The organism is Labilibaculum euxinicum (assembly GCF_009795715.1).
Classification (GTDB): domain Bacteria; phylum Bacteroidota; class Bacteroidia; order Bacteroidales; family Marinifilaceae; genus Labilibaculum; species Labilibaculum euxinus.
Genome location: NZ_WTCR01000005.1, coordinates 17946 through 33646, shown reverse-complemented (window position 1 = coordinate 33646; position 15701 = coordinate 17946). Strand labels below are relative to the sequence as shown.

Annotated in this window: 14 protein-coding genes; 10 read left to right on the top strand and 4 right to left on the bottom strand. The window is 36.0% G+C overall.

Features of this window, described 5'->3' with window-relative positions; genetic code table 11:
- Positions 1-9: 9 nt before the first annotated feature.
- The 7 genes from GQR60_RS07530 (at position 10) to GQR60_RS07500 (ending at position 7215) form a co-directional block, all read left to right on the top strand.
- On the top strand, positions 10-1365 hold the full coding sequence (locus GQR60_RS07530; protein WP_124992348.1) for a Na(+)-translocating NADH-quinone reductase subunit A: 1356 nt from the start codon (positions 10-12) through the stop codon (positions 1363-1365).
- 23 nt (positions 1366-1388) lie between these two features.
- Complete coding sequence (locus GQR60_RS07525) at positions 1389-2573, top strand: NADH:ubiquinone reductase (Na(+)-transporting) subunit B (protein ID WP_124992347.1); 1185 nt, start codon at positions 1389-1391, stop codon at positions 2571-2573.
- Positions 2574-2686: 113 nt separating this feature from the next.
- The gene (nqrC, locus tag GQR60_RS07520; protein WP_124992346.1) at positions 2687-3394 is read left to right on the top strand and encodes an NADH:ubiquinone reductase (Na(+)-transporting) subunit C; all 708 of its coding nucleotides are present in this window, start codon (positions 2687-2689) and stop codon (positions 3392-3394) included.
- 7 nt (positions 3395-3401) lie between these two features.
- The gene (locus GQR60_RS07515; protein ID WP_101308272.1) at positions 3402-4046 is read left to right on the top strand and encodes an NADH:ubiquinone reductase (Na(+)-transporting) subunit D; all 645 of its coding nucleotides are present in this window, start codon (positions 3402-3404) and stop codon (positions 4044-4046) included.
- A 20-nt stretch (positions 4047-4066) separates the two neighbouring features.
- Positions 4067-4684, top strand: coding sequence for an NADH:ubiquinone reductase (Na(+)-transporting) subunit E (gene nqrE, locus GQR60_RS07510; protein ID WP_101308273.1), 618 nt, complete (start codon positions 4067-4069; stop codon positions 4682-4684).
- A gap of 157 nt (positions 4685-4841) precedes the next feature.
- A complete protein-coding gene (gene nqrF, locus GQR60_RS07505; protein ID WP_124992345.1) occupies positions 4842-6101 on the top strand; it encodes an NADH:ubiquinone reductase (Na(+)-transporting) subunit F in 1260 nt (419 codons plus the stop codon).
- 106 nt (positions 6102-6207) lie between these two features.
- Complete coding sequence (locus tag GQR60_RS07500) at positions 6208-7215, top strand: FAD:protein FMN transferase (RefSeq protein WP_124992344.1); 1008 nt, start codon at positions 6208-6210, stop codon at positions 7213-7215.
- 122 nt (positions 7216-7337) lie between these two features.
- Here the strand turns inward: GQR60_RS07500 and GQR60_RS07495 are convergent, their stop codons facing one another.
- Together GQR60_RS07495 and GQR60_RS07490 are read right to left on the bottom strand one after the other, a co-directional pair.
- Complete coding sequence (locus GQR60_RS07495) at positions 7338-7505, bottom strand: hypothetical protein (RefSeq protein WP_154675801.1); 168 nt, start codon at positions 7503-7505, stop codon at positions 7338-7340.
- A gap of 93 nt (positions 7506-7598) precedes the next feature.
- A complete protein-coding gene (locus tag GQR60_RS07490) occupies positions 7599-7928 on the bottom strand; it encodes a hypothetical protein (protein ID WP_225441367.1) in 330 nt (109 codons plus the stop codon).
- A 269-nt stretch (positions 7929-8197) separates the two neighbouring features.
- Between GQR60_RS07490 and GQR60_RS07485 the strand changes: the two genes are divergently transcribed.
- Together GQR60_RS07485 and GQR60_RS07480 are read left to right on the top strand one after the other, a co-directional pair.
- Positions 8198-10642, top strand: a complete 2445-nt coding sequence (locus GQR60_RS07485) for an alpha-ketoacid dehydrogenase subunit alpha/beta (protein WP_225441366.1) — start codon at positions 8198-8200, stop codon at positions 10640-10642.
- Positions 10643-11461: 819 nt separating this feature from the next.
- Positions 11462-11947 carry an arsinothricin resistance N-acetyltransferase ArsN1 family B gene (locus GQR60_RS07480; RefSeq protein WP_124992343.1) on the top strand — a complete coding sequence of 162 codons (486 nt, stop codon included), beginning with the start codon at positions 11462-11464 and terminating at the stop codon, positions 11945-11947.
- Between the two features lie 191 nt (positions 11948-12138).
- On the opposite strand, the gene GQR60_RS07475 is transcribed toward GQR60_RS07480, so the two are convergent.
- A complete protein-coding gene (locus tag GQR60_RS07475) occupies positions 12139-14082 on the bottom strand; it encodes a Na+/H+ antiporter NhaC family protein (RefSeq protein WP_124992342.1) in 1944 nt (647 codons plus the stop codon).
- A 147-nt stretch (positions 14083-14229) separates the two neighbouring features.
- Between GQR60_RS07475 and GQR60_RS07470 the strand changes: the two genes are divergently transcribed.
- Positions 14230-14823 (top strand): YqgE/AlgH family protein, encoded by a 594-nt coding sequence (locus tag GQR60_RS07470; protein ID WP_124992341.1) that lies wholly within the window; start codon positions 14230-14232, stop codon positions 14821-14823.
- A 20-nt stretch (positions 14824-14843) separates the two neighbouring features.
- Here the strand turns inward: GQR60_RS07470 and GQR60_RS07465 are convergent, their stop codons facing one another.
- A complete protein-coding gene (locus GQR60_RS07465; protein WP_124992340.1) occupies positions 14844-15701 on the bottom strand; it encodes an aminotransferase class IV in 858 nt (285 codons plus the stop codon).

Genomic DNA, 15701 nt, shown 5'->3' with positions numbered 1-15701 from the left:
TAGTTTAACATGTCTGAAGTTAAAAAGATCAAAAAAGGCTTAGATATTAAGCTGGCAGGAAAGGCTGAAAAGGTACTTGAAAAAGCTGATCGTTCTGAGACATACGCCATTAAACCATCCAATTTCCCCGGATTAACACCTAAATTAAAAATTAAGGTAGATGCTGAAATAAAAGCAGGAGATTCTCTGTTTTTCGATAAGTACTGTCCTGAAATTAATTTTGCTTCTCCGGTCAGTGGTAAGGTTATTGCCGTAAATCGTGGAGAGCGAAGAAAGATTTTAGAGGTAGTGATTCAAGCAGATGCTGAGATTCAATACCAGGAGTTTAAAAAGGCTGACCCTAACGTACTTTCCCGTGAGGAGATAAAGGAAAAGTTGTTGAAAAGTGGTCTTTGGGCATTTGTTCGTCAACGTCCCTACGATGTGATTGCGAAACCTGAAGATACTCCGAAAGCAATTTTTGTTTCAGCTTTCGATACAGCTCCATTGGCCGCGGATATTGACTTCCTTTTGGAGAATGAAGCAGTGGCATTTCAGGCGGGTCTTGATGCTTTGGCAAAATTGACTGATGGAAAGTTATATTTAAATACGAATCCTAATCTGAACCAAAGTAAAATTATTTCGGGAGCTAAGAATGTAGAAGTACGACAATTTACAGGTGTTCATCCTGTAGGAAATGTTGGTATTCAGATTCACCACATTAGCCCGATGAATAAAGGAGAAGTAGCTTGGGTTATTCGTCCGCAGGAAGTTATTTTCATCGGAAGATTATTCACAAAAGGTATCTACGATGTAAGTCGTAAAATTGCACTTTGCGGATCTGAAGTGAAAACCCCATGTTATTTTGAAACAATTTTGGGAGCATCTGTACGAAATATCTTAAAAGGTAAATTGAAAGATGATGAGAAAATCCGCGTTATTTCAGGCAATGTTTTAACAGGAGAACAAATCTCTGAAGACGGATTTCTTAACTTTTACGACTCACAAATTACCGTTATTCCAGAAGGAGATAAATTCGAATTTTTAGGTTGGGCATTACCTGGTTTACAGAAATTCTCAATGTCGAAAACATTCTTCTCTTGGTTAACACCAAATAAAGAATACCGTTTGGATGCTAATCTTCATGGGGAGCATCGGGCTTTCGTAATGACAGGCGAGTACGACAAGGTATTACCTATGGATGTGCTTCCACAACAATTGGTTAAATCCATTATGATTGAGGATATCGATCAAATGGAACAGTTGGGAATATACGAAGTTGCTCCGGAGGATCTTGCTTTATGCGAATTCGTTTGTACATCGAAAATTAATGTACAGGATTTGGTTCGTAAAGGAATTGATCTGATGATTAAAGAAATGAGCTAAGAAAAAACGGATAATATTATATAATGAAAGCACTAAGAAAATTTCTTGATAAAAAGAAACCCTTATTTCAAAAGGGTGGGAAGTTTGCAAAGTTGCAGTCGTCTTTCGAGGCATTTGAAACTTTTCTATTCGTTCCCGATCATACATCCCATACCGGTACACATATAAAAGATGCTATTGATTTAAAGCGTACAATGTCGATTGTTGTTATGGCTTTAATTCCTGCATTACTATTTGGGATTTACAATACAGGATACCAGCATTTCCTATCTGTTGGCGAGCTTGCAAATACTGATTTTTTAGATATTTGCATTTATGGTTTGATTAAAATCCTTCCGATTATCGTTGTTTCATACGTGGTTGGTTTGGGTATTGAATTTGCATTTGCACAAATGCGGGGTCATCAGGTAAACGAGGGTTTCCTTGTTTCCGGTATGCTAATACCTTTAATAATGCCTGTTACGGCTCCTCTTTGGATGGTAGCTGTGTCAACTGCATTCGCTGTAGTTATTGGTAAAGAAGTATTTGGCGGAACTGGAATGAATATTTGGAATCCGGCTTTAGTTGCCCGTGCATTCTTCTTCTTTGCTTACCCATCAAAAATGTCTGGTGAATCAGTTTGGATTGCAGAAAAAGCGGATAGCTTTTCAGGAGCAACACCATTGGCACATGCGGCCAATTTGGTTGATGTAAAAGGTGATGCAGCTGTTACTCTTTATCAACAACATCTTTCAAATGTTTGGGATATGTTTGTTGGTTTCATTCCAGGATCAATAGGAGAAACATCTACAATAGCTATTCTAATTGGAGCAGTCATTTTAATTGCAACAGGAATTGGCAGCTGGAAAATTATCGTTTCGGTATTTGCCGGAGGATATGTAATGGGAATGCTTTTCAACCTGATTGGTGGTAATTCTTATATGGAATTGATACCGGCATGGCAGCATTTAATTATGGGTGGTTTTGCTTTTGGTGCTGTATTTATGGCTACTGATCCGGTATCGGGAGCACAAACAGCCAGAGGTAAATATATTTATGGTTTCCTAATTGGTTTCCTTGCTGTTTTGATTCGTGTATTGAATGCAGGTTTCCCGGAAGCTATGATGTTATCGATTCTACTGATGAATACTTTTGCACCGCTAATTGATCATTATGTGGTTCAAGGAAATATCAAAAGAAGATTGAAACGGGTTAAGGTGAGTGCTTAAACAAATAATCAATTAGAAAATGAAACGAGCCATGACTGAAATTTTATCGGAACAAGTACAGGTAAAATATGGCGAGTTCCATGTGGCAATTAAAAATATAAATTATTAATCACATGAATACTCAAAGCAATACATATACATTTCTTTATGCCTCCATTATGGTGGTGTTAGTTGCGGCGGTTCTTTCTTTTGCTGCTTTGCAACTTAAGCCGCGCCAAACGAGGAATATCGAAATAGAGAAAAAGCAAGACATTTTAAAAGCTGTCAATATTGCTTCCACTCCTAAAGATGCAGAAGAGTTATACAATCAATTTATTGTACAATCTTTTATTGTTAATTCGAAGGGAGATATTACTTCGGAAGATAAGGATGCAACTTTTGCTGTGGACTTGAAAATTGAGAACAAAAAGAAATTGGAAGAAAGAAAATTACCGGTTTTCATTTTTAAGAAAGAGGGAATTGGGGAGAAAATGATTATTCCAATTAGAGGCAGAGGAATGTGGGGACCTATTTGGGGTTTTGTTTCTATGGAACAGGATGGAAAAACCATTTATGGCGCTACATTCGGAAACAAAGGCGAAACTCCTGGTTTAGGTGCAGAAATTTCGAAACCTGAATTTCAGAAACCATTTTCCGGAAAACAAATTTTTGATGAGACAGGAAAGTTTACTTCTTTAGCTTTGGTTAAAGGTGGTGGTGCTGTTGGTCATCCTCATGAATTCGATGCGGTATCCGGTGGTACTGTTACTTCAAAAGGTTTAGAGGCAATGCTTCGTGAAAACCTAAGCAGTTATGAAATGTATTTAAAATCTTCAAAATAAGCACGAGATGAGCGATAAAGAACCATTATTCTCCGCTAAAAATCGGAAATTGCTGAAAAATCCATTGAGTAGCGACAACCCGATTACCGTACAGGTATTAGGAATTTGTTCAGCTCTGGCGGTTACAGCAAAGTTGGAACCGGCAGTGGTGATGAGCCTATCTGTTATGGCTGTGACTGCATTTGCTAATGTTATTATATCATTATTAAGAAATACAATTCCTTCACGTATTCGTATTATTGTTCAGCTTGTAGTTGTAGCTGCATTGGTAATTGTAGTTGATCAGGTATTGAAAGCTTTTGCCTACGAAGTAAGTAAGCAACTTTCAGTATTTGTAGGATTAATTATTACCAACTGTATTATTATGGGACGTTTGGAAGCTTTTGCTCTTGGTAATAAGCCATGGCCAGCCTTTCTGGATGGAATTGGTAACGGTGCCGGTTATGGCGTAATTTTAATAATTGTAGCTTTCTTCCGTGAATTGTTGGGATCAGGTGCAATTTATGGATTTCAAGTGGTACCGAAAGCCTTTTATGATATGGGATATCAAAACAACGGCTTAATAATTCTTCCTCCAATGGCATTGATTACTGTAGGAATTATTATTTGGGTTCAAAGATCTAGAGATAAATCTTTAATTGAGTCGAACTAATTGTAAAGAAAAATCGAAACATGGAAAATCTGATTAATATATTTATCAAGTCGATTTTTATCGACAACATGGTGTTCGCATTCTTCTTAGGAATGTGTTCGTATCTGGCTGTTTCAAAAACGGTAAAAACTTCAGTGGGTCTTGGTATCGCTGTAATTTTTGTTTTGGGAATAACCGTTCCTTTAAATTACCTGCTAAACAAGTACATTCTGGTTAGCGGAGCTCTTACCTGGGTAGATCCTTCATTTAAAGATGTTGATTTAAGCTTTTTAAGCTTTATCATGTTTATAGCAGTAATTGCTTCTTTGGTGCAGTTGGTTGAAATGATTGTCGAAAAATTTGCTCCGGCTCTTTATTCTTCTTTGGGTATCTTTCTTCCCTTAATTGCGGTTAATTGTGCGATTTTAGGAGGATCTCTTTTCATGCAGGAAAGAGACTACGGAACTTTGGCAGAAGCAACTTCATTTGGTCTTGGATCAGGTATTGGTTGGTTTCTTGCTATTATTGGTATCGCTGCAATTCGTGAAAAAATCCGTTACTCAAATATTCCTGCGCCATTACGTGGACTTGGAATTACATTTATTGTAACAGGTTTAATGGGAATTGCATTTATGAGCTTTATGGGGATCAAACTCTAAGCTTTTAACTAATTATGAATTATAATTTATGAGTTATAATTGTAAATTATAGAATACAGGTTATTTGTTTGATTTGAAAATCAATATCATTTGAACAGATAAGCCCTAATTCTTAATTAATGATTAATCATTCATAATTTTAAAAACTGGAATAGAGATGATATTATTAACAACACAGGGAACAGTTATTGCCACAAGTATTGTGATCTTCCTACTTGTGATCCTGGTACTGGTTTCTATCCTTTTGTATGCAAAAAAGAAACTTACTCCATCGGGAGAGGTTACTATTGATATTAATGAAGGAAACCTAAAATTGGTTGTAGAGCCAGGCAATACCCTATTGGGAACTTTAGGAGCTCAGAAAATATTCTTACCATCAGCTTGTGGTGGTGGTGGAACCTGCGCAATGTGTAAGTGTCAGGTGCATGACGGAGCAGGTAGTATATTACCAACAGAAACAGGTTATTTTACTCGTAAAGAAGCTCAGAACGACTGGCGTTTGGCTTGTCAGGTAAAAGTAAAAGAAGACATTAGCATGTCGATTCCTCAGGAAATTATGGGAATCAAGAAATGGGAATGTGAAGTGGTTTCCAATAAAAACGTAGCTACTTTTATTAAAGAGTTTGTAGTTAGATTGCCGGAAGGTGAAATTCTTGATTTCAAATCGGGAGGATACATTCAAATTGATGTACCTAAAATCGATGTTGACTTTAAGGATATGATTATTGAAGACAAATATCGTGGGGAGTGGGAGCAATTTAAGATGTTTGATCTTAAAATGAAAAATCCTGAACCTACATATCGTGCCTATTCAATGGCTAACCATCCTGCCGAAGGAAATATTGTAATGTTGAACATTCGTATTGCAACTCCTCCGTTCGATCGTGTAAACGGTGGTTGGATGAATGTGAATCCGGGTATTTGTTCTTCTTTTATTTTCTCTCGTAAACCAGGTGATAAAGTTACCGTTTCAGGACCTTACGGTGAATTCTTTATCAAAGAGACTAACAACGAGATGATGTTTATTGGTGGTGGTGCTGGTATGGCTCCAATGCGTTCTCATATCTTTCACTTGTTCCATACAGTGAAAACCGGCCGTAAGGCTACTTTCTGGTATGGTGCACGTTCATTAAAAGAGGTGTTTTATGCAGATCAGTTCGATGCTATCGCTGCTGATTTCCCTAATTTCGAGTGGCACTTAGCTCTATCTGAGCCTCAGCCGGAAGATAATTGGGAAGGACCAACTGGATTTATTCACCAGGTGATTTACGACAACTACTTATGCAAACATGAGGAGCCGGAAGATGTTGAGTATTACCTTTGCGGACCTCCAATGATGAATTCAGCTGTTACAAACATGCTGTATGAATTAGGAGTACCAGACGAAATGGTTGAATTTGACGATTTCGGATCGTAATTTATAATATAACAAGCCTCGAAGAATTCGAGGCTTGTTTGTTTTTATAAGCTTGATTATTTTTGTTTCACTAATACCTTTTTAAAATACGAACTATTATTTAGTCATGAGAAATTTATTTAATTCATTCGCTCTTGTTGGTATCCTGATCTTATCATCGTGCCAAAACAATAGTAAAAATTATTATTTCGATGAAGGGCAGATATTTGGCACCTTCTATCACATCACATACGAGTATACAGGCGACAAAAGTCTTCATGATAACATAATGGCTAAGTTAGCAGAATTCGACCTGTCTCTGTCCACTTATAAGCCTCAGTCGGTAATTTCAAGGGTAAACACTAACGATACAAGTGTAGTGCTGGATCACTATTTTCTAACAACCTTTAAAAGAGGAGAAGAAATTTCGAGGATTACGAATGGTGCATTTGATATGACTGTTGCACCTTTGGTTAACGCCTGGGGTTTTGGATTTAAGAATAAGCTCGATCCTGAGATGATTCCTGTTGATAGTTTGCTGGAAATTGTTGGCTATGAAAAAGTACATTTGATAAATGGGAAAATTGTAAAGGACGATCCCAGAATAATGTTCGATGCTAGTGCTATTGCAAAAGGATATGGTGTTGATGTTGTTGCCGATCTTTTAGAATTAAATGGTGTTAGTAATTATATGGTTGAAATCGGAGGTGAAATTCGCGCTAAAGGTAAAAATGATAAGGGCAGAATATGGCGTGTGGGTATTGATAAGCCAATTGATGATCCATCAACCATGTCCAGAGAAATACAAGAGGTAGTTCAAATGGAAAACGGAGCCCTGGCAACTTCAGGAAATTATCGCCGGTTTTACATTAAGGATGGGAAAAAATATGCTCATACAATTGATCCCCGTATAGGATATCCGGTTCAGCACAGTCTTCTTTCGGCCTCTGTATTTGCACCGGATTGTATGTCTGCTGATGCATATGCAACCAGTTTTATGGTGTTGGGATTGGAAAAAAGCATTGGAATTGTTGAGAAAGATTCACTATTGGAAGCTTATTTTATTTATGCGGATTCTTTGGGTAATTATAAAACCTATGTAAGCGAAAAGTTAAAGGATTCACTCATAAAGTAGATTGAATTGATGATAGGGAGGGGGTGAAAATTATCGGTTTTCGATTTCCGCAGCTTGGAAAATAATTAGTTGTTATGAAATAATACAAACAACGGGAAATAAAAAACCGATAATTCAATTCCTTATTGTGTATCACAATTTTCTTTGTCCGGATCGGTACAGTTACAAGAACCACAGCTGCCACCGGTAAACTTTGCATTTTTATCGAATAACAACTTAATACCAATTCCGATAAAAGCAAGCAGCAATAAAAATAGTGATAGTAGTAATATCTTAAAAAACACTGCCATTTTAAATTAGATTTTAGAATACTCCCTCTGAGGATACGATTGAAAAATTAGATGGTTATACATCTAATGTTAAAATTTAAATTTATTTTCGGCTTAGAGAGATTTTAATTCTTTCTCTAAAAGTGTTAATTGTTTGAATTGAAGCGATTTTTTGGCTTTAGCTTGCTCCATTTTATCTTGCGAAGTAGCACATCCAATTCCTCTTTTCTTCAAATCTTTATTATTTCCAATATGGAGTTCTGGAAATTTACCATTCTTTTTAACCAATATAGTAATAGCAAAACCTGCAAAGCCAATTGCCAGAAGAAAGCTTGTTATAAGTACGACTGTAATCATTTGAATAGTTCTTAATTTTTTATAAAAAAGAGCTGTAAAAGCCTTTAAATTATTTTGGTATAATACCAATTTATTATTTGTTGACAACAACAAGAGTATTACATTAGTAATACAAATAAATTAATAATAAGTAGTTATTATTCACAGGCAAAGATATCATTTCGGTATTGTTCTTCCAAACAAAAACAGATTTAAAGGTCTGTAAATACTTGGATGAAATATTCTTATTTAGAATAATTCTTGCTAAATTTGATCTAAATTTAACTGAGGGATATTCTGTTAAATAAACACACTAACACATCTTTGTTTGCAATTGCAGGGGGGAAAAGCTTTGCAGACTAATAACGCAAAATTATATGTCGGAAATGGTAAAAGAAGATAAGGAGACAAAAAAAGAAAATTTGTCATTCAACGATTTTACAACTGAAGTACTGGAAGATTATCGAATTGCCAATGTTAGCCGCCAGTTAAGTATATGGGGGCGTAAGGAAGTATTAACCGGTAAGGCGAAATTTGGAATATTTGGGGATGGAAAAGAAGTTGCTCAGATAGCTATGGCCAAGGCCTATAATAATGGCGATTGGCGCTCTGGATATTATCGCGATCAAACTTTTATGCTTGCATCTGGTATGTTATCAAGTGAGGAATTTTTTGCTCAATTATTTGGTGAAACCAGACTGGATAAAAATCCGGCTAATGGGGGCCGTTTAATGAATAATCATTATGCATCCCGAAGTTTAAATGAGGATGGAAGCTGGAAAAATTTAACAAATCAGAAAAATTCATCCGCTGATATTTCACCAACAGCGGGTCAAATGCCAAGATTACTGGGCTTAGCTTACGCATCAAAAATGTTTCGGCAAAACAAAGAATTACACAATTTCCCTGAGTTTTCAGACAAGGGAAATGAAGTAGCTTTTGGTACAATAGGAGATTCCAGTACTTCCGAAGGTCATTTTTGGGAAACCATTAATGCTGCCGGTGTTCTGCAGGTACCTATGGCTATGAGTGTTTGGGATGATGGCTGGGGGATTTCAGTTCCGAATAAATATCAAACAACAAAATCGAATATATCAGAGGTTCTTAAGGGGTTTGAAAAGGATGAAAATGGAGATGGTTACTTAATTTATAAGGCAAAGGGATGGGATTATGCTTCGCTTTGTAAAATGTATATGGAAGGTGTTGAACTTTGCAGGAAAAACCATGTTCCGGTATTATTTCATGTGACAGAAATGACTCAACCCTTAGGGCACTCAACCTCGGGTTCGCACGAGCGTTACAAAACTAAGGAACGTCTCGATTGGGAAAATGAGTATGATCCAATTAAAAAAATGAGAGAGTGGATTCTTTCCCTTGAATTAGCGACAGAGGAAAGCTTAGACGAAATTGAAAATGCAGCTCTGGAAGAAGTGAAAATGGCAAGAAAAGCTGCTTGGAAGTCTTTTTCTGATCCGATATTAGAAGAAAGAGATGCATTGATTGAATTGGTTAAGAATGCCGGTTGCGATTGTAAAAAAACGGAGCGAATCGATAAAATTGTAAATGATCTCAAAAAGCTTATTCATCCGGTTCGAAAGGATAATTTTACGGCAGCAAAGAAAATACTGCGTTTTATTTGTAGTTCATGCGAAAGCTTCAAACCTTTAAAATCGCAGTTGCAGTTGTGGCTTAAAAATTCTCTTGAGGAAAATCATGAACGATACAGCAGTCATTTATACAGCGAGACTGATTTAAGAGTGCAAAACATCAAAACTTGTGCTCCTGTTTACTCTGACGAATCAAAAATGGTAAACGGACGTGAAGTGCTTCGCGATAATTTCGATAAACTTTTTAGTAAATATCCTTTACTGTTGACTTTTGGTGAAGATACCGGCTTTATTGGCGGCGTAAATCAGAGTTTAGAAGGAATGCAGAAAAAATACGGCGATCTTAGAGTTACAGATACAGGAATAAGAGAGTCTACAATTTTAGGTCAGGGAATTGGTTTGGCATTAAGAGGATTGCGTCCAATTGCCGAGATCCAATACTTCGATTATCTGCTGTATGCATTGCAAACTATGAGTGATGATTTGGCTACATTGCAATACAGAACCAAAGGAGGTCAAAAAGCACCGGTAATTATTCGTACCCGCGGTCATCGTTTGGAAGGAATTTGGCATTCGGGTTCGCCTCTAAGCATGGTGATTAACTCAATCAGAGGAATTCATGTGTGTGTACCAAGAGATATGACCAAGGCAGCAGGCTTTTACAATACACTTTTAGAATCGGACGAGCCGGCATTAGTAATTGAGCCACTCAATGGTTACAGATTAAAGGAAAAAATGCCTGATAATTTAGGTGAGTTTAATACTCCATTAGGGATACCTGAAGTTTTAGAAGAAGGAACTGATATCACATTGGTTACTTATGGATCATGCGTGCGAATTGCAGAAGATGCAGTTAAGCAATTGAAAGATTTTAATATTTCAGTTGAACTGATTGATGTTCAGACCTTATTACCATTTGACATTAATAGTCGAATTCTTGAATCAGTAAAGAAAACCAATCGGATTGTATTTTTCGATGAGGATGTACCTGGAGGTGCTACTGCCTTTATGATGCAGAAGGTGTTGGAGGATCAGAATGCTTATTATTATTTGGATTCAGAACCGAGAACTATTACTGCTAAGGATCACCGGCCAGCATATGGTACCGATGGAGATTATTTCTCGAATCCTAATGCCGAGGATGTTTTTCAGATAATTTATGACATCTTGAGAGAATCAAATCCTCAAAAGTTTCCACCTATTTATACGAATTAAGAAATTATTTTTTTGAATTGAAGAGACTGGATTATTAACCGATTCAGTCTCTTTTTTTGTTAAAAATTGTTAATTGTGAGATTATTCTCATAATGATGTCACCCTTTTTTTTGATCAACCTGTTATAGTATTGTTCGAGAGGATCTATAGGGGAGAATCTTGAATATTTTTAGTTAGTGATTGTTGGATAAAATGTGGTAATTCTAGACAACAAACCAATTCTAAAAGGGCTCCAAAATATACGGAGTAACAGCTATCCCGAAAGGGATAGCTTCTCTTTTCGGAAATAACTATGATTTTCACGCAACCTTTTTTACTATTTTGATCATTATATTATTTGGGTGTTTTATCATTCGCTCAAGAACCTTTCTTGGTTATTTTAGGGGTATTCCAGGATTTCTGGAAATAATTGATTGTATGTGGTAGTTCAATTAATTATTAATTCTAAAGGGCTCCAAAATATATTGGAGTTACAGCCATCTCGAAGGGGATGGCTGTTTTATGTATGTTGTTGTAAATTATTATAATGATTAAAATTCCAAGCGGTCATTGATTTTAATATAGGACAATATTAATTATCACTTATTTACTATGTAAGTATTCACCCTATTAGGGTTTTTATTTGTCTTATATATGTTCGGGAGAATCTATAGGGGAAAATTCCGGATATTTTAGTTAGTGATTGTTGGATGCAATGTGGTAATTCTAGACAACAAATCAATTCTAAAAGGGCTCCAAAATATACTGGGGTAACAGCCATCCCGAAAGGGATGGCTTCTCTTTTTTTGTATCTTTAAGGCAATCCAAAATTTAGCTTCTATGATAAAAAATGTATGCTTTTCTGATGCTGAAGACATCTGTAAAATCTATAATCATTACGTGAAAAATACTGTAATTACTTTTGAGGAAGATGAAGTTTCTCTCAAAGAAATGGAATCAAGAATTTCAAGTATAACAGCTAAACTGCCATGGATCGTTTTTTCTGAAAATGGAAAAATGTATGGCTATGCTTATGCGAGTGAATGGAAATCAAGATGTGCTTATAGATATTCGGTTGAAACTACGGTTTACCTGCATCCTGATGCCAGAGGAAAAGGAATCGGTACTTTGTTGTATCAGGAATTAATAAGAAAGCTGTTAAAATTAGAGTTGCATGCGGCAATTGGTGGCATTGCTTTGCCAAATAATGCCAGTGTTGCATTGCATGAAAAAATCGGCTTCAAAAAAGCAGCGCACTTTAAGGAGGTCGGATATAAATTTAATAAATGGGTAGATGTTGGATATTGGGAATTGATATTGAAATAGTTAATAATTGTTAAAAATTATGAGTCCATACCACCTTTTTATAAATAAAGTTGTCTTTAATGTATAGAACTTTTAGTTAGTGTTGGTTTGATACATTGTGGTTAGTGGTATAATTGTCAAATATGATAATTGCAAATCAGCATAAAGTTTACTCCCGGCATATTTAGTACCCACTATTATATGTCGGGCTTTTACTCCGTTTTACTTCCAACATACTTCACAATTAAATAAAGACATACAAAGCCAACTGGAACTAAAATCCAGGAAGAAACTCCGTAGGCTGCAGGAAGTAAACCTGCAAAAATAGAAACGATACCTACAGTTAATGCATAAGGCAATTGTGTTCGTACGTGTTCAATATGATTGCAGGAACTGGCCAGGGAACTAAGAATGGTTGTGTCTGAAATTGGCGAACAATGATCACCCAAAACAGAACCGGCTAATATCGCTGAAACGGTAATGTAGAAAATGTTCATGCTTTCAGGATCATTCATTCCGGATGAATGGCACAATGCCCATGATGCAGGCAATATTAAAGGATATAGAATCGCCATAGTTCCCCAGGAAGAGCCCGTTGAAAACGCGATTAATGCTGAAAGTATAAATGTAAAAGATGGCAAGAGAATTGGTGAAACATTACTTGCAATTAGAGTATTCGAAATAAAATCAGCAGTATGCATGTCTTTAGTGATGTCAGCCAGTGCCCATGCAAGAACTAAAATAAGAATTGCTGTCAGCATGCTTTTAAAGCCTCCAACCAGAGCTTCTACGGCTTTAGTTAAGCTTAGTATCCTTTGCCCAATAGTAAGTGCCAAAGCGACCAAAACTGCCGAAAGAGAGGACCACAAAAGGGCAAGGTATGAATCTGAAGCTCCAATAATGTGAGAGAGTTTTTTACCAAAGGCAAGATTTGTATCGTTCCAAATAGCTGCATCCCAACCAGTATAAATTAAACCTGCAAATGTTCCTAAAATTACAATTAAGACTGGTATGCCAGCATTGTACCAACGGGTAGGAGTATTTTCATCAATTTGAATTTCTTTTAATTCAGATGATACAACTTCGTTTTCCAGCGATTCCGGTTCTAATTCATGCCTGCATTTTTGTTCCGCTTTTAACATGGGGCCAAAATCCTTTTTTAAAACCACAAGCATCAAAATAAAAAATAGGGTGAAGAAAGGGTAGAAGCGTGTGGGTAAAGAATTGAGAAAAATACTGTATGGACTTTCATCTATATTTATTTGAACCGTAGCAGATTGAATGTAGCTTAATTCGATACCAATCCAGGTTGTGATCATTGCGATCGATGCTACCGGAGCAGCCGTTGAATCAACTATATAAGCAAGTTTTTCTCTTGATATTTTTAATCTGTCCGTAACCGGTCGCATCGTATTTCCGACTATTAATGTGTTCGCATAATCATCAAAGAAAATAAGAACCCCTAAAAGCCATGTTACAAATTGGCCAGATCCCGGACTGCCGGCGAATTTGGAAAGTTTATTTACAATTCCCTGCATACCCCCGTTTTTGGTAATTAAATTAACCATTGCACCTATTAACATTGAAAATAGAATAATGGAAATATGACCCGTGTCAGCCAGAGAATGAAGAACATATGTATCTGAAATAGCAAATATGGCTTTAAAAAAGGCTGAAAAAATAGAAGCTTCCTGATACGAATAGATTATTAATGTTCCGGAAAACAGACCTACGAATAAAGCAGAAAATACTTCTTTAAAAAACAGAGCCATAAGAATGGCTATCAGTGGTGGAAGTATAGAGAGCCATAAAGGAATTGGATTTATTGTATTTGTGAAGGTTTTGTTTTGGAAGGAGATTTGAAATTCTTTTTTTTCTTTAAAAGTGTAATGAAAAACAACTTGTTTCCCTTCAATTATTGCCGCTATATTCTGGTTATTTACCTGAATCCAAAGACTGTCATTCTCACTAATAATTCTACTCGTATCATCTATTGAGATTGCAATTCGTGTTGAAATATTTGCGATAATAATTTTAGGAAATTCAACCTGTAGTTTATCCTGCGCTTCAGTTGCTTTACTGCCGGAAGAATATGCTAAAAAGGGAATTAGGTTGATAAGAAATATCAGTGAGATTAAATAAATTCGTTTGTACATGAAGTTAGTTTTAGGGTGGCTCTAATATAATAAATTTGCAATCTTTATGCTAATTGAATTGATTAGGTATGGCAAATTCCAAAATAATAAAATTCTTTTTTTACTCAGTAAAATTGGTTATTTTGGAACTATAAACAATTGGGGATTATGGTGGACGAGACATCAGATTTTTTTGGAGTTGGAAAGAACAAAATTAATCCAGAGAAGGGAAAAGTGCTGATTGCTGAACCTTTTTTGGAAGGTCGTTATTTTAAACGATCTCTTGTTTTATTGGTTGAATGTAACCAGAATGGTGCCGTTGGTTTTGTTCTTAATAAGCCAATTAATTTAACTATTGATGAAGTGCTGATTAATATTGCACATTTTGAAGGAGAGGTTTTTATAGGAGGTCCGGTTGATACAAACCGAATTTATTTTCTTCACACAATACCTGATTTAATTCCGGACAGCATTCATATATTTGAGAATCTATACTGGGGAGGTGATTTTGTAATTTTAAAGAACTTGATTGAACAAAAGGTAGTTCGTCCCGATCAGGTTCGGTTTTTTGCAGGTTATTCCGGTTGGAGTATTGGACAACTCAGCGATGAAATTAATGAAAATTCATGGTTGGTTAGTCAGCTTGGTGTTCAGGAAATAATGAATTGTAATAACGAAAGATTGTGGGCACAATCCTTGCGGCGTATGGGGGGACGATATAAAATGTGGTCTAATTTCCCCGAAAACCCGGGTATGAATTAGTTGTTTAGTTAAATTCGGATTTATCTCTCATTAAATGCTCTTCGGTTTAATTCCTCAATTAAAAGTTTAGCTGTTTTATTAAAATACCGTCTTTCCTGATAAGCAACAACCCACTGAATACCACTAATTGCATTGGTTAGGAATATTTCATCGGCAGCTAAAAGATTTTCAGGATTTAAAACGCAATCATCAAAAACAGTAATGTTTAAATCTACTGCTGTTTCAATAACTTGTTCTCTCATAATTCCGGAAACGCCGCCATTTTCATTCGAAGGAGTCATTAAAACCCCATCTTTCATTAAAAATAGGTTTGAACTGATACTTTCAACAACATTTCCTCTGTCATTAAGTAGAATACAATCATCCCAATTCTTTTTTTTACGATAGTTTGCTGCCAGAATAAATGGCAGTGAATTTCCGGTCTTAAATCTTGATGCGAGGTTGGGAGATTTCCTCATTTCCTCATAAATTCCAACTTTTAATCCTTTTCGGTTTAGTACGTAATGATCATGATCTAAAGGAGAAGTTTCTATCAAGTAGGAAATAGAATTATCTGTTGGTGTGTATAAACCACCATCTTTTCGGAAAACGCTTAATCGAATTCTAGTGCCTGCAAATGCTTTATTTTTATGGATTAAAAAGGTGATATCTGTTTTAATTTTTTCACGGAATCCATGAGGAATAATCATACCCAAACATTCCATTCCAAGAGTCAACCGATTAAGATGTTCAGGAAGAAACTGAATTTCAGTTCCGTTGGCATGAATGGTCTCGAAAAGTGAATCACCATAACGGAAGGCACGATTGCCTGCTCCAAAAAGTAATTCGTCTTTGGGATATAGTTTACCGTCTAAACAGATTTTTTCAGTTGTATTCAT

What these genes read in the sequence shown, in the direction of transcription:
- GQR60_RS07480 (WP_124992343.1), top strand. Translation starts at nt 11,462, where the DNA reads ATGATAAAAAATGTATGCTTTTCTGATGCTGAAGACATCTGTAAAATC.
- GQR60_RS07475 (WP_124992342.1), bottom strand. Translation starts at nt 14,082, where the DNA reads ATGTACAAACGAATTTATTTAATCTCACTGATATTTCTTATCAACCTA.
- GQR60_RS07495 (WP_154675801.1), bottom strand. Translation starts at nt 7,505, where the DNA reads ATGGCAGTGTTTTTTAAGATATTACTACTATCACTATTTTTATTGCTG.
- nqrC (WP_124992346.1), top strand. Translation starts at nt 2,687, where the DNA reads ATGAATACTCAAAGCAATACATATACATTTCTTTATGCCTCCATTATG.
- nqrE (WP_101308273.1), top strand. Translation starts at nt 4,067, where the DNA reads ATGGAAAATCTGATTAATATATTTATCAAGTCGATTTTTATCGACAAC.
- GQR60_RS07465 (WP_124992340.1), bottom strand. Translation starts at nt 15,701, where the DNA reads ATGAATACAACTGAAAAAATCTGTTTAGACGGTAAACTATATCCCAAA.
- nqrF (WP_124992345.1), top strand. Translation starts at nt 4,842, where the DNA reads ATGATATTATTAACAACACAGGGAACAGTTATTGCCACAAGTATTGTG.
- GQR60_RS07500 (WP_124992344.1), top strand. Translation starts at nt 6,208, where the DNA reads ATGAGAAATTTATTTAATTCATTCGCTCTTGTTGGTATCCTGATCTTA.
- GQR60_RS07525 (WP_124992347.1), top strand. Translation starts at nt 1,389, where the DNA reads ATGAAAGCACTAAGAAAATTTCTTGATAAAAAGAAACCCTTATTTCAA.
- GQR60_RS07470 (WP_124992341.1), top strand. Translation starts at nt 14,230, where the DNA reads ATGGTGGACGAGACATCAGATTTTTTTGGAGTTGGAAAGAACAAAATT.
- GQR60_RS07515 (WP_101308272.1), top strand. Translation starts at nt 3,402, where the DNA reads ATGAGCGATAAAGAACCATTATTCTCCGCTAAAAATCGGAAATTGCTG.
- GQR60_RS07485 (WP_225441366.1), top strand. Translation starts at nt 8,198, where the DNA reads ATGTCGGAAATGGTAAAAGAAGATAAGGAGACAAAAAAAGAAAATTTG.
- GQR60_RS07530 (WP_124992348.1), top strand. Translation starts at nt 10, where the DNA reads ATGTCTGAAGTTAAAAAGATCAAAAAAGGCTTAGATATTAAGCTGGCA.